Raw genomic sequence first — 22,251 nt, forward strand, 5'->3', positions numbered from 1 at the left:
TGCGTGTGGTGCCAAGAGGCTCTTTGTTGGCCGGGCGGGGGCCCGCCACCCACGCCTGCGGCGGCACCACGATGCGGCGCCGGCCCGCGCCCGGCACTACGTGGCGTGCTTGCCTTCCAGCGGCCGGGACCTACCGCTCCGGGTATCGCCTTGAACGCAGAAAGGCCGCCCGGAGGCGGCCTTTCTGTTTCGAGCAGCCGGTCAGCGGCCGGCTCTACAGACACGTGGCCGCTGCGCGGCCGCGGTCTTATTTCACCAGCTTGGCGATGGCAGCGCCCAGGTCGCCCGGCGAGCGGACGGTGACAACACCGGCAGCTTCCATGGCGGCGAACTTGCCCTCGGCGGTGCCCTTGCCGCCCGATGCGATCGCACCGGCGTGGCCCATGCGCTTGCCGGCCGGAGCCGAGGCGCCCGCGATGAAACCGACGACCGGCTTCTTCACGTGGTTCTTGATGTACTCGGCACCGGCTTCTTCAGCGTCGCCGCCGATTTCGCCGACCATGATGATGCCCAGGGTCTGCGGATCTTCGTTGAACAGCTTCAGGCAGTCGACGAAGTTCAGGCCGTTGATCGGGTCACCACCAATGCCGATGCAGGTGGACTGGCCCAGGCCGACTTCGGTGGTCTGCTTGACCGCTTCATAGGTCAGGGTGCCCGAGCGCGACACGATGCCGATCTTGCCCGGCATGTGGATGTGGCCCGGCATGATGCCGATCTTGCACTCGCCCGGGGTGATCACGCCGGGGCAGTTCGGGCCGACCAGCACGGTGTCCGGATGGGCACGGGTCAGCACGTTCTTGACGCGCAGCATGTCCAGCACCGGGATGCCTTCGGTGATGCACACGATGACCTGGATGCCGGCCGCAGCCGCTTCCAGGATCGCGTCAGCCGCGTACGGCGGCGGCACGTAGATGACCGACGCGTTGGCGCCGGTGCTCTGCACGGCGTCGGCAACGGTGTTGAAGACCGGCAGATCGATGTGGGTGGTGCCGCCCTTGCCGGGGGTCACGCCGCCAACAACCTGGGTGCCGTACTCGATCATCTGAGTGGCGTGGAAGGTGCCCTGCTGGCCGGTGAAGCCCTGCACGATCACCTTGGTGTTCTTGTTAATCAAAACAGACATTGGATTTCCTTCGGTGTCGGATCAGGCAGCGTTCTTGACAGCTTCGACGACCTTCTTGGCACCGTCGTTGATGTTGTCGGCCGGGATGATGGCCATGCCGCTGTCACGCAGCAGCTGCTTGCCTTCTTCCACGTTGGTGCCTTCCAGGCGCACCACGACCGGAACCTTGACGCCCACTTCCTTGACCGCGGCGATGATGCCTTCGGCAATCATGTCGCAGCGGACGATGCCGCCGAAGATGTTGACGAAGATGCCTTCGACCTTGTCCGAGGACAGGATCAGCTTGAACGCTTCGATGACGCGCTGCTTGTTCGCACCGCCGCCCACGTCCAGGAAGTTCGCCGGCTCGCCGCCGTTGAGCTTGATGACGTCCATGGTGGCCATGGCCAGACCGGCGCCGTTGACCATGCAGCCGATGTTGCCGTCCATGGTGACGTAGTTGATGTCCAGCTCCGAAGCGGTCACTTCGGTTTCGTCTTCCTGGGTCTTGTCGCGCATGGCAACCAGAGCCTTCTGACGGAACGCGGCGTTGTCGTCGCTGTCGAACTTGCCGTCCAGCGCGTACAGGTTGCCGTCGTCCAGGATGGCCAGCGGGTTGATTTCAACCAGGGCCAGGTCCTTTTCGTTGAACAGGCGGTACAGGTTCACCATGATGCTGGCGAACTGGCCGGCCTGCTTGGCGGTCAGGCCCAGCTTGAAGCCGAAATCACGGCCGTGGTAACCCTGCACGCCTTCAACGAAATCAACGTTGAGCGAGTGGATCAGCTCGGGGGTTTCAGCGGCGACCTGCTCGATCTCCACGCCGCCTTCCGAAGAGGCGATGTAGGTGATGGTCTTGGTGCCACGGTCAACCAGCACCGACAGGTACAGTTCCTTGACGATCTCACCGGCGGTGGTCACCAGCACCAGGTTGACCGGCAGTTCAACGCCAGCGGTCTGGTAGGTGGCCATCTTGGTGCCGAGCATCTTGGCCGCAGCGGCCTTCACGTCGTCGGTGGTCTTGCAGAACTTGACGCCGCCAGCCTTGCCGCGGCCGCCAGCGTGGATCTGCGCCTTGACCATCCAGGGGCCCTGGCCCAGAGCGTTGGCAGCGTCAACTGCTTCGTCCGGGGTCGCCGCGACCTTGCCGGCCGGAACGGGAATGCCGTACTCGGCAAGCAGCTGTTTTGACTGGTATTCGTGGAAATTCATGCGTCACCGTGGGAATAGGAACGACCGCACGCATCTCCAAGGCTCCCTCACGGGGGCGCCGGTAAGGACCGCGGCGGGCCCACTATTGTGGACGACCCGGCGCGCGCGCGCAAAGAAGTCAGTCCCAAGACACCCGCGCGGGGCCGTTTCCGGCGCAATTTCAGGCAGTTGCAGGCGGTGCCGGAAACAGCCGGCCGGCCCGCGCGGGGTTTCGCCGCGCAGGCGGTCCACCCGCTCGCCGGGCCCGGCCTTCACGCGCCCGGCCCCGGCCCGCCGCCCCCAAACCGGGCCGGACCCCCTACACTGGCCCGGTGCCAGAAGGGGAGTTCCGGCGTGTCACCCAGTGCTTCATTGATCGACCGCATCGAATCGATTCCGCGGCGCGAGCTGTATTTCTTCGCGCTGTACCGCCTGCTGATGGCCACCGTCATCGGCGCGCTGCTGTTCAGCCCGTTGAGCGGACTGGTCGGCGCCGCTGACCACCCCAAGCTGGCCACCATCGTGGCCAGTGGCTATCTGGTCGTGGCCGTGCTGGTGCTGCTGTTCGGCCGCAACGAGCGCTGGCTGCGCACCATCGTGGTGTGGAGCGTGGCCGCCGACATCATCGCCGCCACCCTGCTGGCGCATGCCCTGCCCGGTGCCAGCGCGGGCATCTCGATGTCGCTGCTGTTCAACATCGCTGCCGCGGCCACGCTGCTGCCGCTGAGCATGGGGCTGGGCCTGGCCGCTGCGGCCAGCGTCGCCACCGCCGGCGAATACATGTGGAAGCTGGTCGAAGGCGGTGATCCCACCCGCACCCTGGCCGAGCTGGCCATGTTCGTCACCAGCTACCTGGCCATTGCCTTCATCAGTTACCAGGTCGGCAACCGCGCCCGCATGAACCAGCAGCTGGCCAACCAGCGCGGCGACGAAGTGGCCAACCTGTTCCAGATCAACGAGCTGATCATCCGCCGCATGCGCACCGGCGTGATCGTCGTGGATGGTGCCAACCGCATCACCCTGGCCAACGAAGCGGCCTCCACCCTGCTCGGCGATGCCGACGGCAACAGTGGCAGCGGTCGGTTGGAGCTGGGCAGCGCCGCGCCCGAACTGAGCCGCCGCCTGCAACGCTGGCGCAACGGCTGGACCAACGAAGAACTGCCCCTGCAGCTTTCGCCGGACCAGCCCGAGGTGCAGCCGCGCTTTGCCCGCCTGCTCGCCGGGAGCGACCTGACCCTGGTGTTCCTGGACGACTCCACCGTGGTCTCGCGCCGCGCCGAATCGCTGACCCTCTCGGCGATGGGCCGCTTCTCGGCCAGCCTGGCCCATGAGATCCGCAACCCGCTCGCGGCGATCAACTACGCGGCCCAGCTACTGGAAGAATCGGCCGACATCGGTGATACCGACCGCCGTCTGCTGCAGATCATCGGCCAGCAGTGCCAGCGCACCAACGGCATCGTGGAAAGCGTGCTCGGCCTGGCCCGGCGCGAGCGCGCCAACCCGGAGAACGTGGACCTGGCCGCCTTCGTGCGCCGCTTCGTGCTGGAGTACAAGCAGGGCCTGTCGCTGGAAACCGACAGCGTGGAGCCGATCATCAGCGAGACTTCGGTGCATGCCCTGGTGGACCCGCGCCACCTGCACCAGATCCTGACCGTGCTGGTCCACAACGCGCTCAAGTACGGCCGCGTGGCCGAGGAGCCGGCGCGCGTGCGGCTGCGCGTGGCGCGCCAGGACCGCATCGCCATCATCGATGTGATGGACCGCGGCCCGGGCATTCCCGAGACCGTGGCCAGCCAGCTGTTCCGCCCGTTCTTCACCACCTCCGAGCACGGCACCGGGCTGGGGCTGTATATCGCCCGCGAGCTGTGCCGCGCCAACCAGGCCCGGCTGGAGTACGTCTCGGTGCCGGCCGGCGGCGCCTGCTTCCGGCTGATCCTGGCCGGCCCGCACACGATGATGCACGGATGAGGCGCGTGCACACCCGGCTGCCACCGTCAAACATTTGTCGCCAACGACCGCCCTCGGCTATCTTCCTTCCTTATGAATGACACCCGCAGCGCCCTCGTCGTCGACGACGAACGCGACATCCGCGAACTGCTGGTACTGACCTTGGGCCGGATGGGCCTGCGCATCAGCACCGCGGCCAACCTCGCCGAAGCCCGTGAGCTGCTGGCCAGCAATCCCTACGACCTGTGCATCACCGACATGCGGTTGCCCGACGGCAACGGCATCGAGCTGGTCACCGAGATCGCGCAGCACTTTCCGCGCACGCCGGTGGCGATGATCACCGCGTTCGGCAGCATGGACCTGGCGGTGGAAGCGCTGAAGGCCGGCGCGTTCGATTTCGTCAGCAAGCCGGTGGACATCTCCGTGCTGCGCGGCCTGGTCAAGCACGCACTGGAACTCAACAACACCGAACGTGCCTCCCCCGCGCCGCTCGCCCCCGAGCAGGCCGCGCGCCTGCTGGGTGATTCGCCTTCGATGGACGTGTTGCGCGCCACCATCGGCAAGGTCGCGCGCAGCCAGGCCCCGGTCTACATCCTCGGCGAATCCGGCGTCGGCAAAGAGCTGGTGGCCCGCACCATCCATGCGCAGAGCGCGCGCGCGCCCGGTGCCTTCGTGCCGGTGAACTGCGGCGCAATCCCGTCCGAGCTGATGGAGAGCGAGTTCTTCGGCCACAAGAAGGGCAGCTTCAGCGGCGCCCACGCGGACAAGCCCGGCCTGTTCCAGGCCGCGCATGGCGGCACCCTGTTCCTGGATGAAGTGGCCGAGCTGCCCCTGCAGATGCAGGTCAAGCTGCTGCGCGCGATCCAGGAAAAATCCATCCGCCCGGTCGGCGCCGCCACCGAGGTACCGGTGGACGTGCGCATCCTCTCGGCGACCCACAAGGACCTGGGCGAGCTGGTCGAAGATGGCCGCTTCCGCCACGACCTGTACTACCGCATCAATGTGATCGAACTGCGCGTGCCGCCGCTGCGCGAGCGCCGCAGCGACCTGCCCGCGCTGGCCGCCTCGATCCTGGCCCGGCTCGCCCGCACCCACGGCCGCCCGACCCCGCTGCTGGCGCCCTCGGCGCTGGAAGCGCTGGCCCAGTACCACTTCCCCGGCAATGTGCGCGAACTGGAGAACATCCTGGAGCGCGCACTTGCGTTGGCCGAGGAAGACCGCATCGGTGCCAGTGACCTGCGCCTGCCGCAGCACGCGCCGCGCTTTGGCGCCAGCAGTGCCGCGGCCACCACGCAGCAGGAGGCCGTGATCGACCTGCCCACCGGCAGCGGCGCCCTGCCCTCCTACATCGAACAGATGGAGCGCACCGCGATCCAGAAGGCACTGGAAGAAAACCGCTGGAACAAGACCCGCACCGCCGCGCAGCTGGGCATTACCTTCCGGGCGCTTCGCTACAAACTGAAAAAGCTCGGCATGGAGTAGCGCCACCCCATGGGTGGCTGCCCGGGATCATCGTCCCAGCAATGAAAAGGCCCGCATTCGCGGGCCTTTTCGCACGCTCAAACGGCGCCACTCAATCCTTGGTCACACGATTGATCTCGGCAAGCCCGGTCACACCCGCCGCTGCCTTGATCAACGCCGACTGGCGCAGGTCGTTCACACCCGCCTGCTGCGCGGCCTCGGCAATCTGCAGCGCATTGCCACCGGCCAGCACGATGGTTGAAATCTCATCGGTCATCGGCATCACCTGGTACAGACCGGTACGGCCCTTGTAACCCTCGGTGCACTCATCGCAGCCGACCGGCTCGAACAGCTTGATGCCCGCATCCAGCTGCGCCTGGGTGAAGCCTTCGGCCAGCAACGCGTTGGCCGGCAGCTCCACCGGACGCTTGCAGTTGTTGCACAGCCGACGCGCCAGGCGCTGAGCGATCACCAACGTCACCGAGCTGGTGATGTTGTAGGGCGCGATGCCCATGTTCATCAGGCGCGCGATGGTCTGCGGCGCATCGTTGGTATGCAGCGTGGAGAGCACCATGTGGCCCGTCTGCGCCGCCTTGATCGCGATCTCGGCCGTTTCCAGGTCGCGGATTTCGCCGACCATGATGATGTCCGGATCCTGGCGCAGGAACGACCGCAGCGCCGCAGCGAAGGTCATGCCGCGCTTGACGTTCTGCTGCACCTGGTTGACGCCGGGCAGGCGGATTTCCACCGGGTCTTCGGCGGTGGAGATGTTGCGCGTCTCGTCGTTGAGGATGCCGAGTGCGGTATACAGCGAGACCGTCTTACCCGAGCCGGTCGGGCCGGTCACCAGCACCATGCCGTAGGGCTTGTGGATCGCATCCAGGAACAGCTTCTGCTGGGCCGGCTCGTAACCGAGCTTGTCGATACCCAGCTTGGCCGCGCTGCCATCCAGGATACGCAGCACCACCTTCTCGCCGAACAGCGTGGGCAGGGTGCTGACGCGGAAATCGATCTGCTTGGTCTTGGACAGGTTGAGCTTGATGCGCCCATCCTGCGGCACCCGCTTCTCGGCGATATCCAGCTGCGCCATCACCTTCAGGCGCGCGGCGATGCGCTGGTTGAGCTTGACCGGGGCCTTGGCCACGTTCTTGAGCAGACCATCGATGCGTAGGCGCACGCGGTAGTCGTCTTCATAGGGTTCGAAGTGGATGTCCGAGGCGCCTTTGCGGATGGCGTCTACGAGGACTTTGTTGACGAACTTTACGACAGGGGTGTCGTCGCCTTTGGCGTCGACGCCGGAGTCGATCGACCCGCCTTCTTCATCGCCTGCGGAGACGTCCAAGTCCCCCATCTCGTCGTCAGTGCCCAGCGCCGAGCCAAGCGTGTCCTGCTTGGACTGCCACTGCTCCAGTGTGCGGCGGATCTGGTCCTCATCGACCAGGATCGGTTCCACCACCAGGTTGGTGTGGAACTTGATTTCGTCCAAGGAATGCGTGGGATTGCTGGTACCGACGAACAGCTTGCCGCCGCGCTTGAACAGCGGCAGTACGTGGTGCTTGCGCAGCAACTCCTCGCTGACCAATCCCATTGCGTTCTGGTTGTTGTCGAACGCTGAAACGTCCATCAGCGGCATGCCGAACTCAACCGCGTTGGCGGCTGCCAGCTGAGCACTGGTAACCAGCTTCTTCTGGGCAAACCACTGCGGCAGAGGGAGCCGCGCGGACGCAGCCTGCGTCATCGCTTCACGCGCGGCAGCCTCCTCAAGCACTCCATCCTGCACAAGACGACGGGCAATGCCAGTGATTCCGACCAGATTGGCTGACGTGACAGCGTTCATGTTCATCATTCCATTCAGTTCTGATGATGCGATTGACGAGGCTCATGCATATCAGACACGGGCGAGCCAAGTGCCGCCAGATATGTCAGCAGCCGCAATCGCCCACTACTGCGAGCATCCGGCGAGAGCTTGCTCCAGTACTTATCTTTCAGCTCACGCGCCTTTGAGGCGTTCCCCATAACCAATGCAGCGTGCTGCATGGCACCGAACACATAGTAGCCAGAAGTGCCGTCCGCCATAAGTTGCTTCCCATTCTCGCCCTGAAGCAATGCCTGGCCAAACATGAGAACGTCTTCGTGCCGACCGGCAGCCGCCGCAGACACTAGGCGCAACGCGTCGCCAGCTGAGCCCTCGTCCGTCTGGCACGCAAGCCATCGATCATTGTTCCACAGCGTGACACGCTCCGCTTCAGGCAAGTACGGGATCGTTTCCCAAGCCAGCGAAAAGATCAGGCTCGTCGCATCTACACCTGAGTCATTCAGCCTACATGCCGAGGCCACGCCCCGAAGCGCCTCAGCCTGCGTGAAATCGACGGCACTGGCCCACTTCCGCTCGACTTGAGACGCCCCGGTCATCACCAAGGACAGTTCAGCCGCCGCGCGTCGCTTGTCTAACAGACGAGATGGAAGCAAATTCTTCCTCTCGTCAAGCTCGCGGTGTAACGGGGGCGAAGAACCCAGAGCCTCTCTCATAGGCCAAGGAGCTGTCATCACTGCCTCAAAGTCACCTACCCTTGCCTGACGGAACCGAGCCGTCGGTGCGTTGAGCTTGAGAACGGGGAAATAGTCAGAGTTCTGAGATGATGGATACAGTGGAACAAATGCTCGCAACGCCTGATCATTCATCGCCAAAGTGTCCTCCAGATCCACCAAACCGTGAACTCCAATGCGAGCGAGCTCCGCACGCAGCATGGGCTGGTCAAAGACATCCGACGATAGTGCCGGCAGTTTACCCTTTGGGGTAGCCACAAGAATCAAGTCACCCTTGTTGGCAAGGTACGCGCGCACGTCAGAGAACTGCCCGACCATGCCTGCGAGCACCGAACTCACCAGCTCGGGAGTGATCTCATACAGCTGCAACCACTGCACAAATATGCCGTCTTCATTGAGATGACGCGGCACAAACGCATAGAACTCTTCAGTAAACAAGGATGCCGTCCCGCCAACCCAAGGATTGGAGGGCTCTGAGACGATTAGATCGTACTTGCGTGGACTGGCTGCGAAGTACGCCTTGGCATCATCGATCACAACATGTGAACGCGGATCTTCGAATGCACGCGTCACGCGATCGCCAAACAGCCGCGCACCTTGAATCATTGCCGGCTCTATTTCTACGGTATCCACTTGGCCTACGCGGCTGTCCCCAAGTAGCGTGTGTGTGGTCAGCCCCGACCCAAAACCAATCACACCGATGCGTTCATAGCCATCCCGCATCGCGAGTGGCAACGCACCAAGCAGGATCATCGTTGATTCGTCGCTGGTCGGCGCCTGATCCATCGAAACCGCCATGCCGGCGTCAACTTTTCCATTCGTAGCGACGGAGCGAATGGTACCGATTGCACTGTCATTCTCGTAAAGAGAAATTGTCGCCGTCGCACCGTCCCTAAAGTACAGCATTCTGGCAGATTCGCTGAGACGCGTACTGCCATGGCGGTAAACAGAGGAACTGAGGACGAGAGGATCAAAACGAACAAATGCAACAGCCGCAATGACGCCAGCGACACTAACTAGAGATGCACGAAGGGCCGGATGATGAAGGTAGGACGCGACGTTCGAACTACTGTACTGCAGCAGCCAAAGCCCCAACCCAAGGTCAACTGCCGCAGCCACGATCAATGCGTACTTCAAGCCCAACATAGGCATGAGAATATGCACCGCAGCCAGCACACCCAATATGGCGCCAACAGTGTTGAATGCATACGTCTGACCGATAGCCTTCTCACCGTGACCCGCCCGCAAGAGTGCGAGCGTGAGCAACGGAAGCGTCATACCCGCGAAGAATGCAGCGGGAAACATCACGAGCGCCGCAATCACTGCACTGGCCAGATTGTAGAGACCGTAGCCGTCCGCACTGCGGACAATAACTCGCATCAACCATCCCACCCACTCAAACGACTGGGCATACACAAACATCGAAGCGAGCGCAGCGAGGCCCATCCAAATTTGGACCCATCCAGCCACACGCAAGGGCGACAACATGCGGTCGGCGCGGTGACGCAGCCAGAAACCGCCGAATGCGATGCCTGCAATAAACGCAGCTAGCATCAGTTCAAAGGAATGCAGCGTCGTACCAAGTGCGAGCGAAAGCATGCGCACCCAAGTGATTTCGTAGACAAAGGAAGACGCTCCGGTCAAAGCGGCTACCAGCAACACCATGACTACGAGGCGAGAATTAGTCGGCGGTTCATTTGCAGAGGCCGAGAGAGCAACAGAAGTTGGCGTCGCAGCAATTACATTGCGACTCAAGGGGTACACCAGCACTGCTACTGCGAAGTTCAGCAGCCCTGCAGCCATGACTGTACCAGGCAAACCAACGGCAGGCAGAAGTAGATACGTTGAGGCTAGGGCACCACATGCTGCACCCAAACTGTTGGAAAAATACAAACCTGCGAGCACTTGGCCCTGCGCGTCCGGCTGCATCCGCATGTAGCCGGCGCTCATCAACGGGAAAGTCGCACCTAGCAGCACACACTGCGGGAGAACCAACACCGTCGCGAGCACCCAGCGGAAAGAAGACAGCGAAGCTCCCTCCAGTCCGGGCATGACCTGCGTGTAGGCCCAGCTAGTAACCGCCTGGAATATCTCATCAAATCCGAGACCAAGCGCACCGATGAGCAGTTCAATGATGGCGTAGACCAGAAGCGGCCTGCGCAAACTGCTACTGCGCCTACTCACCAGCCACGCGCCAACAGCCATCCCCCCCATAAACAGCATGAGGACCAGCGATTGGGCGTGGGATGAGTGACCGAGGAACAGGCCAAGGTACTGTGTCCAGATGGACTGATAAATAAGCCCTGCAAATCCCGAAAGAACAAAGATTGCGAGAAGCCAGTTACCTCGAGCATTGCTAAATCTGATCACAACTCCCCCATCAACACGTATTCTTGCCCCATACACGCAGCCCTTGCGTGCCATTCCCAAGCTTACGCTCATTAATCTGTAAGCTCGACGGTGGCTCTTCAACCGACGCTACCCGAGTCCTTCAGCAATCGCCAAAACCTGTATTCGAGCAACTGCAATTTGGCGGCTAGCTTCCCGCTCAATCAAATACACCGGCCACTCTGACTTCAAAAACAAGGAAAGGGGGCAAAGCCCCCTTTCCAGCACCACAATACTTGAGCTAACGAAGAAGCTGTTAGTCAGCCTTGGTAGCCGCGCCCTGGCAGCTACCCGGACGATACTTGCTTTCGATCGTACCTTCGCAGGTCCAGCTCGGCAGGACGCCATCTTCCAACTTCGTTGCATCCGGAGTCAGGGTGATGGTCTTGGTATCGATATCGTCAGAAATGTTCTGAGCGGTAGCAGTGATCGTCTTGCCGGTGGCATCCCATGCCAGCGACTTGACATACTGGGTTTCCTGGAAGTCTGGCACCCAAGTGGCAGGCGGCAACGCATTGTTGCTTGCGACGTACTCAGAGAGATCCGTACGCAGCGACGAAGCGGCGAGGATCACTTCCGAGACCTTGGCCTTCTTGGTGTAGTTCGAGTATGCCGGCAGCGCGATAGCGGCCAGGATGGCAATGATCGCGACAACGATCATCAGTTCGATCAGGGTAAAGCCCTGCTGCTTCTTCATGAGTACATCCCCTAGAGGTAGAAATATAGATAGGGCACTGGGCCATTGCCTAACCGGCGAACCGGGTGAGCGAGGCGGGCGCCCTGTGCGGGTGGATCGAAGCAGGTTGCGTGCCAACAGTGCCAGCAATGCTCCCCAGCATTCCCCGGCGCAATGATGGCACCAATCTTCAGGATTGGAACCCCCCTCACAACAATTTGCGACGCATCCGGCAATGTGACGTGCTGCGTCACCTTTTGACACCCTTGGTCGGCGCTCGTTGCCCGCGCTGGACACCGATGAGGACTGCCAACACTCCCCGGAACCAGCTACCATGCGGCGAGAAGCCCGCCTGGGGATGGTGTGGCTGGGGAGCCCTGTATGTCTGTCAGCCGTAGCGCGATCAAGAAAGAGCCCGTGGCGCGTAACACCATGGAGTTGAAGCCGTTTGTCTGGGAGGGGACCGACAAGCGGGGCATCAAGATGAAGGGCGAACAGCCCGCCAAGAATGCCAACCTTCTGCGCGCCGAACTGCGGCGACAGGGGATCATGCCAAGCATCGTCAAGCCGAAGCCAAAGCCCCTATTCGGCCCGGCCGGCGCCCCTGTAAATGCAAAGGACATTGCATTCTTCAGTCGCCAGATGGCGATCATGATGAAGTCGGGCGTACCAATTGTCAGCTCGCTGGAGATCATCGCCAGTGGCCATAAGAACCCCCGTATGAGGAAGCTGGTCGATACCGTACGTAACGATATCGAGGGCGGCTCCTCCCTGCACGAAGCCATCAGCAAGCACCCCGTTCAGTTCGATGAGCTGTATCGCAACCTCGTACGGGCGGGTGAAAGTGCCGGCGTGCTTGAAACGGTGCTGGATACCATCGCCACGTACAAAGAGAACATCGAAGCCCTGAAGGGAAAGATCAAGAAGGCGTTGTTCTACCCCGCCATGGTTGTAACCGTCGCCATCTTGGTCAGCACGATTCTACTGATCTTCGTCGTGCCTCAGTTCGAAGAGGTGTTCAAGAATTTCGGTGCTGAGCTGCCGGCCTTCACCCAGATGATCGTCTCAGCATCTCGCTTCATGGTGGCGTACTGGTGGGTCATGCTCGCTGTCGTGTTGGGGTCGTTGTTTGGCTCGATATACGCTTACAAACGCTCGCCAAAAATGCAGCACACCATGGATCGTCTGATCCTGAAGGTGCCTGTGATCGGCCAGATCATGAACAACAGTGCGATCGCCCGCTTCGCCCGCACCACCGCCGTGACCTTCAAGGCCGGCGTGCCACTGGTGGAAGCCTTGGGTATCGTCGCGGGCGCCACCGGCAACAAGGTCTACGAGGAAGCGGTGCTACGCATGCGCGACGACGTGTCGGTCGGCTACCCGGTCAATATGGCCATGAAGCAGGTCAACATCTTCCCGCACATGGTGGTGCAGATGACCGGCATCGGCGAAGAGGCCGGCGCGCTGGACACCATGCTGTTCAAGGTGGCCGAGTACTATGAGCAGGAGGTCAACAATGCCGTGGACGCCCTGAGCAGCCTGCTGGAGCCGATGATCATGGTGTTCATTGGTACCATCGTCGGCGGCATGGTGATCGGCATGTACCTGCCCATCTTCAAACTCGGCGCGGTAGTTGGATAACTAATCAATGGCATTTCTCGACCAGCATCCCATCCTCGGCTACCCCGCCGCGGCCGGACTGGGACTGCTGATCGGCAGTTTCCTCAACGTGGTGATCCTGCGCCTGCCCAAGCGGCTGGAGTGGGAGTGGAAGCGCGATGCGCGCGAGGTGCTGGAAGAACCGGACATCTACGAGCCGCCCCCGCCGGGGATCGTGGTGGAGCCGTCGCACTGCCCGCACTGCAAGCACAAGCTGTCCTGGTACGAGAACATCCCGCTGTTCAGCTGGCTGGCCCTGCGCGGCAAGTGCCGCCATTGCCATGCCCCGATCTCGATCCAGTACCCGCTGGTGGAGCTGCTGACCGCCGTGCTGGTGCTCGCCAGCGTCTGGCAGTTCGGCTTCGGCTGGCAGGGGTTCGGCGCGATCGTGCTGAGCTGCTTCCTGGTGGCGCTGTCCGGCATCGACCTGCGCACCCAGTTGTTACCGGATCAGTTGACCCTGCCCTTGATGTGGCTGGGCCTGATCGCGGCCAGCGACAACCTGTACATGCCGGCCAAACCGGCCTTGCTGGGGGCGTTGGCCGGCTACCTCTCGTTGTGGTCGGTGTGGTGGCTGTTCAAGCAGATCACCGGCAAGGAAGGCATGGGCCACGGCGATTTCAAGCTGTTGGCCGCCCTGGGTGCCTGGTGCGGGCTCAAGGGCATCCTGCCGATCATCCTGCTGTCGTCCATCGTGGGCGCCATCATCGGCTCGATCTGGCTGTACTCGCGCGGCCGCGACCGGGCCACGCCGATCCCGTTCGGGCCGTACCTGGCCATTGCCGGCTGGATCGTGTTCATGTGGGGCGAGCCGTTGATCAACGGCTACCTGAGCTACGCCGGCCTGCGTTGAGCGCCGCACGATGAGCCGCTTCGTGATCGGGCTGACCGGCGGCATTGCCGCCGGCAAGAGCGAGGTCAGCCGCCGCTTCGAAGCGCTGGGCATCACCGTGGCCGACGCCGATCTGGCTGCCCGCGCGGTGGTTGCACCGGGCAGCAAGGGGTTGGCTCGGATTGCCGCGCATTTCGGAACGAACATCCTGCTGGCCGATGGCCAGCTGGACCGTGCCGCGCTGCGCGCGCGCATCTTCGATTCGGCGCAGGAACGCCAGGCACTGGAGGCGATCACCCATCCGGCGATCCGCCAGCTGCTGCGCCAGACCTGCGAACAGGCCGACGGGCCGTATGCGATCGCCGCGATCCCCTTGCTGACCGAAGCCGGTGGCCGCCAGCAGTACCCGTGGCTGGACCGGATCCTGGTGGTGGACGTGCCGGTGGCCGTACAGCATGCACGGCTGATGCAGCGCGATGGCATCGATACCGCTCTGGCCGACCGCATGATCGCTGCCCAGGCCAGCCGCGAGGCGCGCCTGGCATTGGCCGATGATGTGGTGGTCAATGACGGGCACCCGGATCATCTGCAGGCGCATGTGGAGCGGCTGGATCGGGCGTATCGGGCGTTGGCGGCGCGGTAGATCTGGAGGCGCCGACCAACGGTCGGCCCTACCGTCTTACGCTGGGGAGAAGGTCAGCGTGGCGATGACGCCGCGCTCTGCGCCCGGGCGCACGTTGACCTGCCAGCCATACAGATCGCACAGGCGACTGACGATGGACAGGCCGATACCCCCGCCCTGCGAATGGCCCGCATGCGTGCCGCGGTAGCCGCGTTGGAACAGCTTGGCCGCATCCTCTTCGCTCAGGCCGGGACCGCTGTCGATCACTTCGACCGCGTTCTTGCCGACGCGCACGCGAACCGCGCCTTCCTTGGAGTACTTCACTGCGTTGCCGATCAGGTTGCCCAAGGCGACCGACAAGGCCGATTCCGGCGCATCGATCACCAGGTCGTGATTGCCTTCCAGGATCAGCTCCAGCGGCTTGCCGCCCAGCTGGGCGCGATGCGAATCCAGCAGTTGTTCGGAGACCCGGGCGACATTGCTGCTGCCCTGCCCGCGCTCGTTGCGCGAGAGCAGCAGCAACGCGCCGATCAGATCGGTGCATTGCTGCTCGGCACGCTGGATGCGCTGCAGGCGCTGCAGGACCTTGGGATCGAGATCGGGGCGGGTCAGCAGCAGCTCGGTGGCGCCGCGGATCACCGCCAACGGCGTGCGCAGCTCGTGGCTGACGTCCGCGTTGAATTCGCGGTCGCGCTGCACCACCTCGGTGAGCCGCGCGGAATAGTCGTCCAGCGCCTGGGCCAGCTGACCCACTTCATCGTCCGGGAAGCGCGGCGCCAGCGGCTCGGGCTCGCTGGTGCCACCGCGGTACGCGCGCAGGCGGGCGGCCAGATCGGATACCGGCTTCATGACCTTGGAAGCCGACCACCAGCCCAGGACGAGGGACAGGACGCTGAACACCAGGACAGAAATCAACAGCGCGCGTTTGAGCTGGGCCTCCCCGCGGGTGGCCTCGGTCATGTCGTACGCCAGGAAAAACCAGGCATCGTCGGCCTTGCGGACCGCCAATTTATAGGCGTAAGGCTTGCCCTCATCGTCCAGGCCGCTCACGTTGTGGTTGCCGTTCGGCAACGCCGCCCATTCCGCCCGTTCTACCCGCACACGGTCCAGCATTTCGCGCGGGTACGCGAAGGCCCGCATCTGCTGCACGGGCAGGTCCGGATTACGGGTACGGTCGGAATAGAAGCGCTTAGCGAACTCATCGATGTTGCGGTTCATCACGTCTTCGACGAGCTGGCTTTCCACGCGGGCGCGGGTCCAGTTGGTGGCGAACGCAAACAACGTGGTCAGGCAGAAGCCCAACAGCACGAACGAGACGATGATGCGGCTGCGCAGCCGGCGCCGGTATGGCGCGCGGCGGCGCTCCCCCTTCCCCGTCACCGGATCAGGCTTCCGGCGCGGCGATGCGGTATCCGATGCCATGACGGGTCTGGATCATCGGGACCTCGAAAGGCTTGTCGACCACGGCGCGCAGGCCGTGGATATGCACGCGCAGGGAATCCGAATCCGGGAGTTCTTCGCCCCAGACGCGGGTTTCCAGTTCCTGGCGGGTGACAACGGCCGGTGAAGCCTCCATCAGCGCCTGCAGGATCTTCAACGCGGTCGGGTTGAGCTGCAGCAGCTTGCCCTGGCGACGCACTTCCAGCGTGTCCAGGTTGTATTCCAGATCGCCGGTTTCCAGCACGCGGGTCTGCACGCCCTTGCCGCGACGCGACAGGGCGTTCAACCGCACTTCGACTTCCTGCAGCGCGAACGGCTTGATCAGGTAGTCATCGGCACCGGAATCAAACCCGGCCAGCTTGTTGTCCAGCGAATCACGGGCGGTCAGCATCAGCACCGGGGTCTGCTTGCGCGCCTCGTTGCGGAGCTTGCGACAGACCTCGATCCCATCCATGCCGGGCAGGTTGAGGTCCAGCACGATTGCGTCAAACTCATGGACGACGGCCAAGTGCAGACCGGTGACGCCATCGGCAGCGAAGTCCACGGTATGCCCGCGGTCTTCGAGGTAATCGCCCAGGTTGGCGGCAATGTCGCTGTTGTCTTCGATTACAAGGATTCGCACTGTGACCTCTAGTTGGAAAAACGACCGACGCGCTGCGCTTGGTCCATGCTGCTCTGGGACGTGCTCTTGATCCGTTCCCGCTGGGCGACCGTCATGCACTGCGTCTGCGGCATGTTGGAGCCCACCACGCGCTCACGCTTGCATATTAGACGGCTATCTTCGCGCGCCTGTGTCAAAACGGTGTTCACCACCTGCTGGTCGTTGAACAATTCCGTGCGGTTGGCCGCAGACAGGGAGGCCTCGCTGCCGCTCCGCTCGATGATGCCACGCATATGCCCCAAGGCTTGACGGACCCGGCTGCGCTGATCCACGGTGATTTCCGAGTAGGTCTCGCCGTTGGCCAGGTCCGCTTCTATCTTGGTGATCTGTTCAGCCATGGGCTTGCCCGGCTCAAAGATTTCCTTGTTCTTCGGCGCCGCTGCGGCGCTTCCCATTGCCAGTGCCAGTGCTGCGGCCGCCATGGCCATCGTCAAACGCTTCATGTCGAGCTGATCCGTGCTGTGAAGTGAACGCCGAATGTATGCCGGGCCTGCCAGTGGCAGCAAGTGCTGGAGGTCAGGGAGAAAAAGGCCCAGGCGTTTCCGCCTGGGCCTGAAGGTGTTTCCCGATTACCGTTCCTGCTGAGGAGGGCAGAGCTGCGGTTCGACAGAGCCTACGCCGGGGTCGATTAAACCGATGTTAAGACCTTCCCCTACTGCAGAAACCCCCGTCAACCCCTTGTATTAGCAGGCTTTTTCAACGAAACAACATGGTCGATGATGCGCCCGGCCAGGTCTTCCCGGCAGATCGCCTCGATGCCCTCCAGCCCCGGGGTGGAATTCACCTCCAGCACCAGCGGGCCACGGCTGGAGCGGATCAGATCGACCCCGGCCACGCCCAGGCCCAGCGCCTTGGCCGAGCGCACGGCCACCTGCTGCTCCGCCCGGCTGGCCTTGGCCGCGCGGGCACTGCCGCCGGCATGCAGATTCGAGCGGAAGTCGCCCTCCGGGGCCTGGCGCTGCATCGCCCCGACCACCTGGTCGCCCACCACCAGGCAGCGCAGGTCGGCGCCCTGCGCCTCGCCGATGAACTCCTGCATCAGGAAGTTGGCGTACAGCCCGCGCAGTGCCTCCACGATGCCGCGCGAGGCGCTGGCCTTCTCGGTCAGGATCACCCCCCTGCCCTGGGTGCCCTCGTTGAGTTTCACCACGTGCGGCGGCGGGCCGAGCATCGAGAGCAGATCGACGGTGTCGTCCGGGTTGTCGCCGAACACCGTGACCGGCATGTCGATGCCCTTGGAGGCCAGGATCTGGTGCGCCCGCAGCTTGTCACGGGCGCGCAGGATGGCATCGGAGGGATTGGGCGTGCGGGCGCCCATCATCTCGAACTGGCGCAGCACCGCCGTCCCGTAGCGGGTGACCGAGGCACCGATGCGCGGGATCACCGCATCCACCCCGGTGATCGGCCGCCCCTTGTAATGCATGGTGAAGCCGTCCGCCGCGATCCGCATGTAGCAGCGCAGCGGATCGAGGATGCGCACGGTATGGCCCCGCGCACGCGCGGCCTCCACCAGGCGACGCGTGGAGTACAGCTTGCTGTTGCGGGACAGGATGGCGAGTTTCATCGCGGCGCAGGGGGCGGGAAAGCGCGAAGCATAGCGCGGGGCCGGGATGGTGCGATGACGATCTTCGCGCGTTGTTTCAGCACGACAACCGTGCCGACAGCGGACGGAGAAGATTGAAAAAAGGGGATTCAGCAGAAAGGCGCGGCAGTTGGAGCGGGTGAAGGGAATCGAACCCTCGTCAGTAGCTTGGGAAGCTACAGCTCTACCATTGAGCTACACCCGCAAGGCGCGGCGTAAGTCTATTCGGGCGGGGGCATGAAAGGCAACGGGCGGCACTGGGCCGCCCGTTGTTTCTCGCTTTCCGCTGCCGTGCGCGGTGCCCGCGAACGGGCACTGCGCACGTGGGATCAGAAGCTGGCGCCGAAGCTGGCGAACAGCGACACGTCACGCGCACGCTTCTGCATCGTGGTGGTGCTCATGCCGATATTGCTGCTCAGGCCCCACAGGTTCAGGCGCGCACCCAGCACGGCGGTGGCGTAGTCACGGTCGAACTCCAGGCCCGGCACCTTGTACATGCCCACGTCCGGCATGGTCTGCAGCCAGGCGCTGGCCTGCTTGCTGTCCTCGAACTCGTGGTCGTAGGTGACCTGCACGTACGGCTTGACGTTGCCGCCATCGAAGCGGGCCTGCCAGCCAACGCGGCCGACGGTCGAATCCACATCCTGGTCGGCATAGCCCAGCGCCGAGGCGCTCAGGTTGGATTCGGTGTAGCCGTCCAGCTTCACCTTCTGCCAGATCACGGCGGCGACCGGACCGTGACGGAAGCCGCCTTCGGTGCCGAACTCGTAACCGGCGTTCAAGGCGGCGGTCAGGTTGCTGCCTTCCGGCGAACCCTTGTGGATGCGCGTTGCCGGGCCGAGCTGCAGCTTACGGGTCACGTCGTAGTCCAGCCAGCTGTAGCTGAGCTGGCCATTGACCCAGGCGCGCTCGCCATACCAGCCGGCGAACAGGCCCACGGTGGTGTCGGACTGGGTGAAGTCACCCTTGCTGTTGCCGAAATCGGCGTCCATGCGGCCATAGCCGGCGAAGCCGCCGACCACCATGCCGTCACGCGCCCAATCCACACCGAACAGGCCGGCCGGGGCCATGCCGTCGTACAGATCGGCGTGGGCGTAGCGCTGCATGTCGCCGCGCAGGTTGCCCCACCAGCTCAGGCCGTCGGCCGGACGGCCATCCACATGCCAGCTGACCTGGTCAGCGCGCGAGCGGCCGATGGTCTGTGCCGAGTGGGTCAGGATCTGCTGGTTGCGCGGGGCTTCCAGGATCGACAGCGTGTACTGGCCCAGCATCTCGTGCGTGGCCGTGGTCGGGTGCACGCCATCGGCGAACACGTAGCTGTTGGCAGCGTTCGGGGTGGCGTAGCTGGTCGGGTTGCAGGTCAGCGAGGACGCCGTGGTGCAGGCCGGGCTGGTCACGTTGACGAAGCCGTACTGCGCCGGGTTGGCGACGATTTCCTGCAGGATGTGGAAGGTGTCGACCGGGATCACCTGCAGGCCGGCAGCCTTCAGGCCACCGAACAGGGCGTCGTTGTAGGCCTTGGCCAGCGCGGTGCCGGCAGCCATGCCGGCCGGGCCACCGGCGCGGGCGCCCGGGGTCAGGCCGACGTCCGGAATGGTCGGGACGACGATGTATTCGGCGCCAGCCGCCTTCAGCGTGCCGACGATGCCGACCTGGTCGGTGACGGCGTTGGTGAGGGTGGAGACCAGCGGCGCGCCGGCCTGGATCGCGAACAGATCATTCGCACCGCCCCACACGGTGTACAGCGCGTTCGGATCGGCCTTGCCGCCGTTGGCCGCCAGGTACTGCGCGGTCTGGGTCTTGAGCGAGTACACCGGAATGGCCGGGGTACCGGCAGCCAGCACCTGGCTGGTGTCCACGCCGACGCGGGCGCCGCCGATGGCGTAGTTGTCACCGTTCTGGCCGTTGCCGTGGGCCGCACCGTTGGTGCCGTAGTAGTTGGCCACGTGCTGGGCCCAGGTCCAGCCCGGGTTGGTGGTGAACTGGCCGGTCACCGGCTGCACCGCGGCCGGCAGCAGCGGGCGGAAGTAGCCCGCATCGGTCAGGCTGTCGCCGATGAAGACGGTCTTGGTGTACGGCGACTGCGCCATGGCCGGCATCGCGGCCAGGGCGATGGCCACGGCCATGAGGGAACGGATCGGGCGTTTGCTGAGCAACATGAAAATTCCTTTAGGGTGGGGAAGACGGCGGACGTACGCCGGCGCACGGTGCCATGTTTCCACTGCACCTCGCCGGCATCACGCTGCGCTGCGGCATGACACCCGGCAGCCCGCCGCCCGGCCATCATTGGCCTGACGCTCGCGGCACCTCTGCCGCGGGGCGCATAGGGTACGCACAGTGGAGTGATTGCGGGACAATACCGTCATGAACATCCAGCTCAACGGCGAGAACCGCCAGCTTCCGCACACCGCCACCGTCCATGATCTGCTGCGCGGCGAAGACCTGCTCGAGCGCCGCGTCGCGGTCGAGGTCAACGGCGAGATCGTCACCCGCAGCCAGCACGCCAGCCATGGCCTGCGCGAGGGCGACGTGGTCGAGATCGTGCATGCGCTGGGCGGCGGCTGAGGCAGCATCGTGACGCGCGATAGGCGATAATTCGGGCCATGAATGCACCTGCCCCCACTGATTCGCTGGTGATCGCCGGCAAGACCTATGCTTCCCGCCTGCTCACCGGCACCGGCAAGTTCAAGGATCTGGAAGAAACCCGCCTGGCCACCGAGGCCGCGGGCGCCCGGATCGTCACCGTGGCGATCCGCCGCACCAACATCGGGCAGAACCCGGGCGAGCCGAACCTGCTCGACGTGCTGCCGCCGGACCGTTACACCATCCTGCCCAACACCGCCGGCTGCTACACCGCTGAAGACGCCGTGCGCACCTGCCGGCTGGCCCGCGAGCTGCTGGACGGCCACAACCTGACCAAGCTGGAAGTGCTGGGCGACCAGAAGAGCCTGTACCCGGATGTGGTGCAGACCCTCAAGGCGGCCGAGCAGCTGGTCAAGGATGGCTTCGAGGTGATGGTCTATACCTCCGATGACCCGATCCTGGCCAAGCGCCTGGAAGAGATCGGCTGCGCGGCGGTCATGCCGCTGGCCGCGCCGATCGGCTCGGGCCTGGGCATCCAGAACAAGTACAACCTGCTGCAGATCATCGAAGACGCCAAGGTGCCGATCATCGTCGATGCCGGCGTGGGCACCGCCTCCGATGCGGCCATCGCGATGGAACTGGGCTGCGACGGCGTGCTGATGAACACCGCCATCGCCGGCGCGCGCAACCCGATCCTGATGGCCAGCGCGATGCGCAAGGCCGTGGAAGCCGGCCGCGAGGCTTTCCTGGCCGGGCGCATTCCGCGCAAGCGCTACGCCAGTGCGTCCTCGCCGATCGACGGGTTGATCGGCTGATGACCAATCCTTTCGACAGCGCCGGTGCCAAGGCACCGCCCAAGCCCTTCACCATCACCGAAGGCCGCCGCGAGGTCCGCAGTTTCGTGCTGCGCCAGGGCCGCTTCACCCCGGCCCAGCAGCGTGCATTCGATGACCGCTGGCCGCGCTTCGGGCTGGACTTCACCGGTGAGCCGCGCGATCTCGATGCCACCTTCGGGCGTGATGCGCACAAGGTGCTGGAAATCGGCTTCGGCAATGGCGCCGCACTGCGCTTCGCTGCGCAGCAGGATCCCAGCCGCGATTACATCGGTCTGGAAGTCCACGCCCCCGGCGTGGGCCGCCTGCTCAATGCCCTGGCCGACGACAACGCCGACCACGTGCGCCTGTACCACCACGATGCCGTGGAGGTGTTGGAAAAGGAAATCGCCGATGGCGCGCTGGATGAAGTGCGCATCTATTTCCCGGACCCGTGGCACAAGAAGCGCCACAACAAGCGTCGCCTGATCCAGCCCGGCTTTGCCGACCTGCTGGTGCGCAAGCTCCGCGTGGGTGGCCGCCTTCACTGCGCCACGGACTGGGAAGACTATGCCGAGCAGATGTGGGACGTGCTCGACGCCACTGCCGGGCTGACCAACCGCGCCGGCCCGCGTGGGCAGGTGGAGCGGCCGGAATGGCGCCCGCAGACCCACTTCGAAACCCGTGGCCAGAAGCTCGGCCATGGCGTGTGGGACCTGTTGTACGACCGCACCTGATCCGACAAGGA

At 64.0% G+C, this 22,251-nt stretch carries 18 protein-coding genes and 1 tRNA gene; 8 read left to right on the forward strand and 11 right to left on the reverse strand.

Annotated elements, in window-relative coordinates; all coding sequences use genetic code 11:
• Positions 1–247: 247 nt before the first annotated feature.
• Entirely contained in the window at positions 248–1,123 is an 876-nt protein-coding gene (sucD, locus tag ABE463_RS16860; RefSeq protein ID WP_137190155.1) for a succinate--CoA ligase subunit alpha, read from the reverse strand.
• Positions 1,124–1,144: 21 nt separating this feature from the next.
• The gene (gene sucC, locus ABE463_RS16865; RefSeq protein WP_166923844.1) at positions 1,145–2,314 is read right to left on the reverse strand and encodes an ADP-forming succinate--CoA ligase subunit beta; all 1,170 of its coding nucleotides are present in this window, start codon (positions 2,312–2,314) and stop codon (positions 1,145–1,147) included.
• 333 nt (positions 2,315–2,647) lie between these two features.
• Between sucC and ABE463_RS16870 the strand changes: the two genes are divergently transcribed.
• Together ABE463_RS16870 and ABE463_RS16875 are read left to right on the forward strand one after the other, a co-directional pair.
• Complete coding sequence (locus ABE463_RS16870) at positions 2,648–4,261, forward strand: ATP-binding protein (RefSeq protein ID WP_346468946.1); 1,614 nt, start codon at positions 2,648–2,650, stop codon at positions 4,259–4,261.
• 72 nt (positions 4,262–4,333) lie between these two features.
• Positions 4,334–5,722 carry a sigma-54 dependent transcriptional regulator gene (locus ABE463_RS16875; RefSeq protein ID WP_346468947.1) on the forward strand — a complete coding sequence of 463 codons (1,389 nt, stop codon included), beginning with the start codon at positions 4,334–4,336 and terminating at the stop codon, positions 5,720–5,722.
• Positions 5,723–5,813: 91 nt separating this feature from the next.
• Here the strand turns inward: ABE463_RS16875 and pilB are convergent, their stop codons facing one another.
• From pilB to ABE463_RS16890, 3 genes are all read right to left on the reverse strand, one after another.
• A complete protein-coding gene (gene pilB / locus ABE463_RS16880) occupies positions 5,814–7,538 on the reverse strand; it encodes a type IV-A pilus assembly ATPase PilB (protein WP_346468948.1) in 1,725 nt (574 codons plus the stop codon).
• Positions 7,539–7,552: 14 nt separating this feature from the next.
• The gene (locus ABE463_RS16885) at positions 7,553–10,672 is read right to left on the reverse strand and encodes a fused MFS/spermidine synthase (RefSeq protein WP_346468949.1); all 3,120 of its coding nucleotides are present in this window, start codon (positions 10,670–10,672) and stop codon (positions 7,553–7,555) included.
• A 220-nt stretch (positions 10,673–10,892) separates the two neighbouring features.
• Positions 10,893–11,333, reverse strand: coding sequence for a pilin (locus ABE463_RS16890; protein ID WP_179460227.1), 441 nt, complete (start codon positions 11,331–11,333; stop codon positions 10,893–10,895).
• Between the two features lie 360 nt (positions 11,334–11,693).
• Here ABE463_RS16890 and ABE463_RS16895 point away from each other — a divergent pair, with 360 nt between their 5' ends.
• The 3 genes from ABE463_RS16895 to coaE are packed head-to-tail and all read left to right on the forward strand — an operon-like array spanning position 11,694 to position 14,446.
• A complete protein-coding gene (locus ABE463_RS16895; RefSeq protein ID WP_179460226.1) occupies positions 11,694–12,953 on the forward strand; it encodes a type II secretion system F family protein in 1,260 nt (419 codons plus the stop codon).
• Between the two features lie 7 nt (positions 12,954–12,960).
• Complete coding sequence (locus tag ABE463_RS16900) at positions 12,961–13,824, forward strand: A24 family peptidase (protein ID WP_346468950.1); 864 nt, start codon at positions 12,961–12,963, stop codon at positions 13,822–13,824.
• 10 nt (positions 13,825–13,834) lie between these two features.
• Positions 13,835–14,446 carry a dephospho-CoA kinase gene (gene coaE / locus ABE463_RS16905; protein ID WP_346468951.1) on the forward strand — a complete coding sequence of 204 codons (612 nt, stop codon included), beginning with the start codon at positions 13,835–13,837 and terminating at the stop codon, positions 14,444–14,446.
• A gap of 36 nt (positions 14,447–14,482) precedes the next feature.
• Here coaE and ABE463_RS16910 read toward each other — a convergent pair whose 3' ends face one another.
• The 6 genes from ABE463_RS16910 to ABE463_RS16935 form a co-directional block, all read right to left on the reverse strand.
• The gene (locus tag ABE463_RS16910; RefSeq protein ID WP_346468952.1) at positions 14,483–15,805 is read right to left on the reverse strand and encodes a HAMP domain-containing sensor histidine kinase; all 1,323 of its coding nucleotides are present in this window, start codon (positions 15,803–15,805) and stop codon (positions 14,483–14,485) included.
• A gap of 4 nt (positions 15,806–15,809) precedes the next feature.
• On the reverse strand, positions 15,810–16,487 hold the full coding sequence (locus tag ABE463_RS16915; protein ID WP_019183933.1) for a response regulator transcription factor: 678 nt from the start codon (positions 16,485–16,487) through the stop codon (positions 15,810–15,812).
• 8 nt (positions 16,488–16,495) lie between these two features.
• Positions 16,496–16,969, reverse strand: a complete 474-nt coding sequence (locus ABE463_RS16920) for a hypothetical protein (RefSeq protein WP_346468953.1) — start codon at positions 16,967–16,969, stop codon at positions 16,496–16,498.
• 227 nt (positions 16,970–17,196) lie between these two features.
• The gene (rimK, locus tag ABE463_RS16925) at positions 17,197–18,090 is read right to left on the reverse strand and encodes a 30S ribosomal protein S6--L-glutamate ligase (protein WP_346468954.1); all 894 of its coding nucleotides are present in this window, start codon (positions 18,088–18,090) and stop codon (positions 17,197–17,199) included.
• A 149-nt stretch (positions 18,091–18,239) separates the two neighbouring features.
• Positions 18,240–18,313, reverse strand: a tRNA-Gly gene (locus tag ABE463_RS16930).
• A gap of 124 nt (positions 18,314–18,437) precedes the next feature.
• Positions 18,438–20,267 carry an autotransporter domain-containing protein gene (locus ABE463_RS16935; protein ID WP_346468955.1) on the reverse strand — a complete coding sequence of 610 codons (1,830 nt, stop codon included), beginning with the start codon at positions 20,265–20,267 and terminating at the stop codon, positions 18,438–18,440.
• A gap of 205 nt (positions 20,268–20,472) precedes the next feature.
• Between ABE463_RS16935 and thiS the strand changes: the two genes are divergently transcribed.
• From thiS to trmB, 3 genes are read left to right on the forward strand one after another with little or no spacing between them, the layout of a single operon-like run.
• Positions 20,473–20,673, forward strand: a complete 201-nt coding sequence (gene thiS / locus ABE463_RS16940) for a sulfur carrier protein ThiS (protein ID WP_346468956.1) — start codon at positions 20,473–20,475, stop codon at positions 20,671–20,673.
• Between the two features lie 38 nt (positions 20,674–20,711).
• Positions 20,712–21,506, forward strand: a complete 795-nt coding sequence (locus ABE463_RS16945) for a thiazole synthase (protein WP_121039307.1) — start codon at positions 20,712–20,714, stop codon at positions 21,504–21,506.
• Entirely contained in the window at positions 21,506–22,240 is a 735-nt protein-coding gene (gene trmB / locus ABE463_RS16950) for a tRNA (guanosine(46)-N7)-methyltransferase TrmB (protein ID WP_346468957.1), read from the forward strand. Before ABE463_RS16945 ends, trmB begins: the two co-directional genes overlap by 1 nt.
• Positions 22,241–22,251 lie beyond the last annotated feature (11 nt).

It is taken from the genome of Stenotrophomonas sp. TWI819 (assembly GCF_039673075.1).
GTDB lineage: Bacteria > Pseudomonadota > Gammaproteobacteria > Xanthomonadales > Xanthomonadaceae > Stenotrophomonas > Stenotrophomonas rhizophila_B.

Bases quoted from the DNA above. Each gene is read 5' to 3' on its own strand.
- ABE463_RS16935 (WP_346468955.1), bottom strand. From the start codon at position 20,267: ATGTTGCTCAGCAAACGCCCGATCCGTTCCCTCATGGCCGTGGCCATC.
- ABE463_RS16890 (WP_179460227.1), bottom strand. From the start codon at position 11,333: ATGAAGAAGCAGCAGGGCTTTACCCTGATCGAACTGATGATCGTTGTC.
- sucD (WP_137190155.1), bottom strand. From the start codon at position 1,123: ATGTCTGTTTTGATTAACAAGAACACCAAGGTGATCGTGCAGGGCTTC.
- ABE463_RS16920 (WP_346468953.1), bottom strand. From the start codon at position 16,969: ATGAAGCGTTTGACGATGGCCATGGCGGCCGCAGCACTGGCACTGGCA.
- rimK (WP_346468954.1), bottom strand. From the start codon at position 18,090: ATGAAACTCGCCATCCTGTCCCGCAACAGCAAGCTGTACTCCACGCGT.
- ABE463_RS16895 (WP_179460226.1), top strand. From the start codon at position 11,694: ATGTCTGTCAGCCGTAGCGCGATCAAGAAAGAGCCCGTGGCGCGTAAC.
- sucC (WP_166923844.1), bottom strand. From the start codon at position 2,314: ATGAATTTCCACGAATACCAGTCAAAACAGCTGCTTGCCGAGTACGGC.
- thiS (WP_346468956.1), top strand. From the start codon at position 20,473: ATGAACATCCAGCTCAACGGCGAGAACCGCCAGCTTCCGCACACCGCC.
- pilB (WP_346468948.1), bottom strand. From the start codon at position 7,538: ATGAACGCTGTCACGTCAGCCAATCTGGTCGGAATCACTGGCATTGCC.
- ABE463_RS16900 (WP_346468950.1), top strand. From the start codon at position 12,961: ATGGCATTTCTCGACCAGCATCCCATCCTCGGCTACCCCGCCGCGGCC.
- ABE463_RS16885 (WP_346468949.1), bottom strand. From the start codon at position 10,672: ATGGCACGCAAGGGCTGCGTGTATGGGGCAAGAATACGTGTTGATGGG.
- ABE463_RS16875 (WP_346468947.1), top strand. From the start codon at position 4,334: ATGAATGACACCCGCAGCGCCCTCGTCGTCGACGACGAACGCGACATC.
- coaE (WP_346468951.1), top strand. From the start codon at position 13,835: ATGAGCCGCTTCGTGATCGGGCTGACCGGCGGCATTGCCGCCGGCAAG.
- ABE463_RS16945 (WP_121039307.1), top strand. From the start codon at position 20,712: ATGAATGCACCTGCCCCCACTGATTCGCTGGTGATCGCCGGCAAGACC.
- trmB (WP_346468957.1), top strand. From the start codon at position 21,506: ATGACCAATCCTTTCGACAGCGCCGGTGCCAAGGCACCGCCCAAGCCC.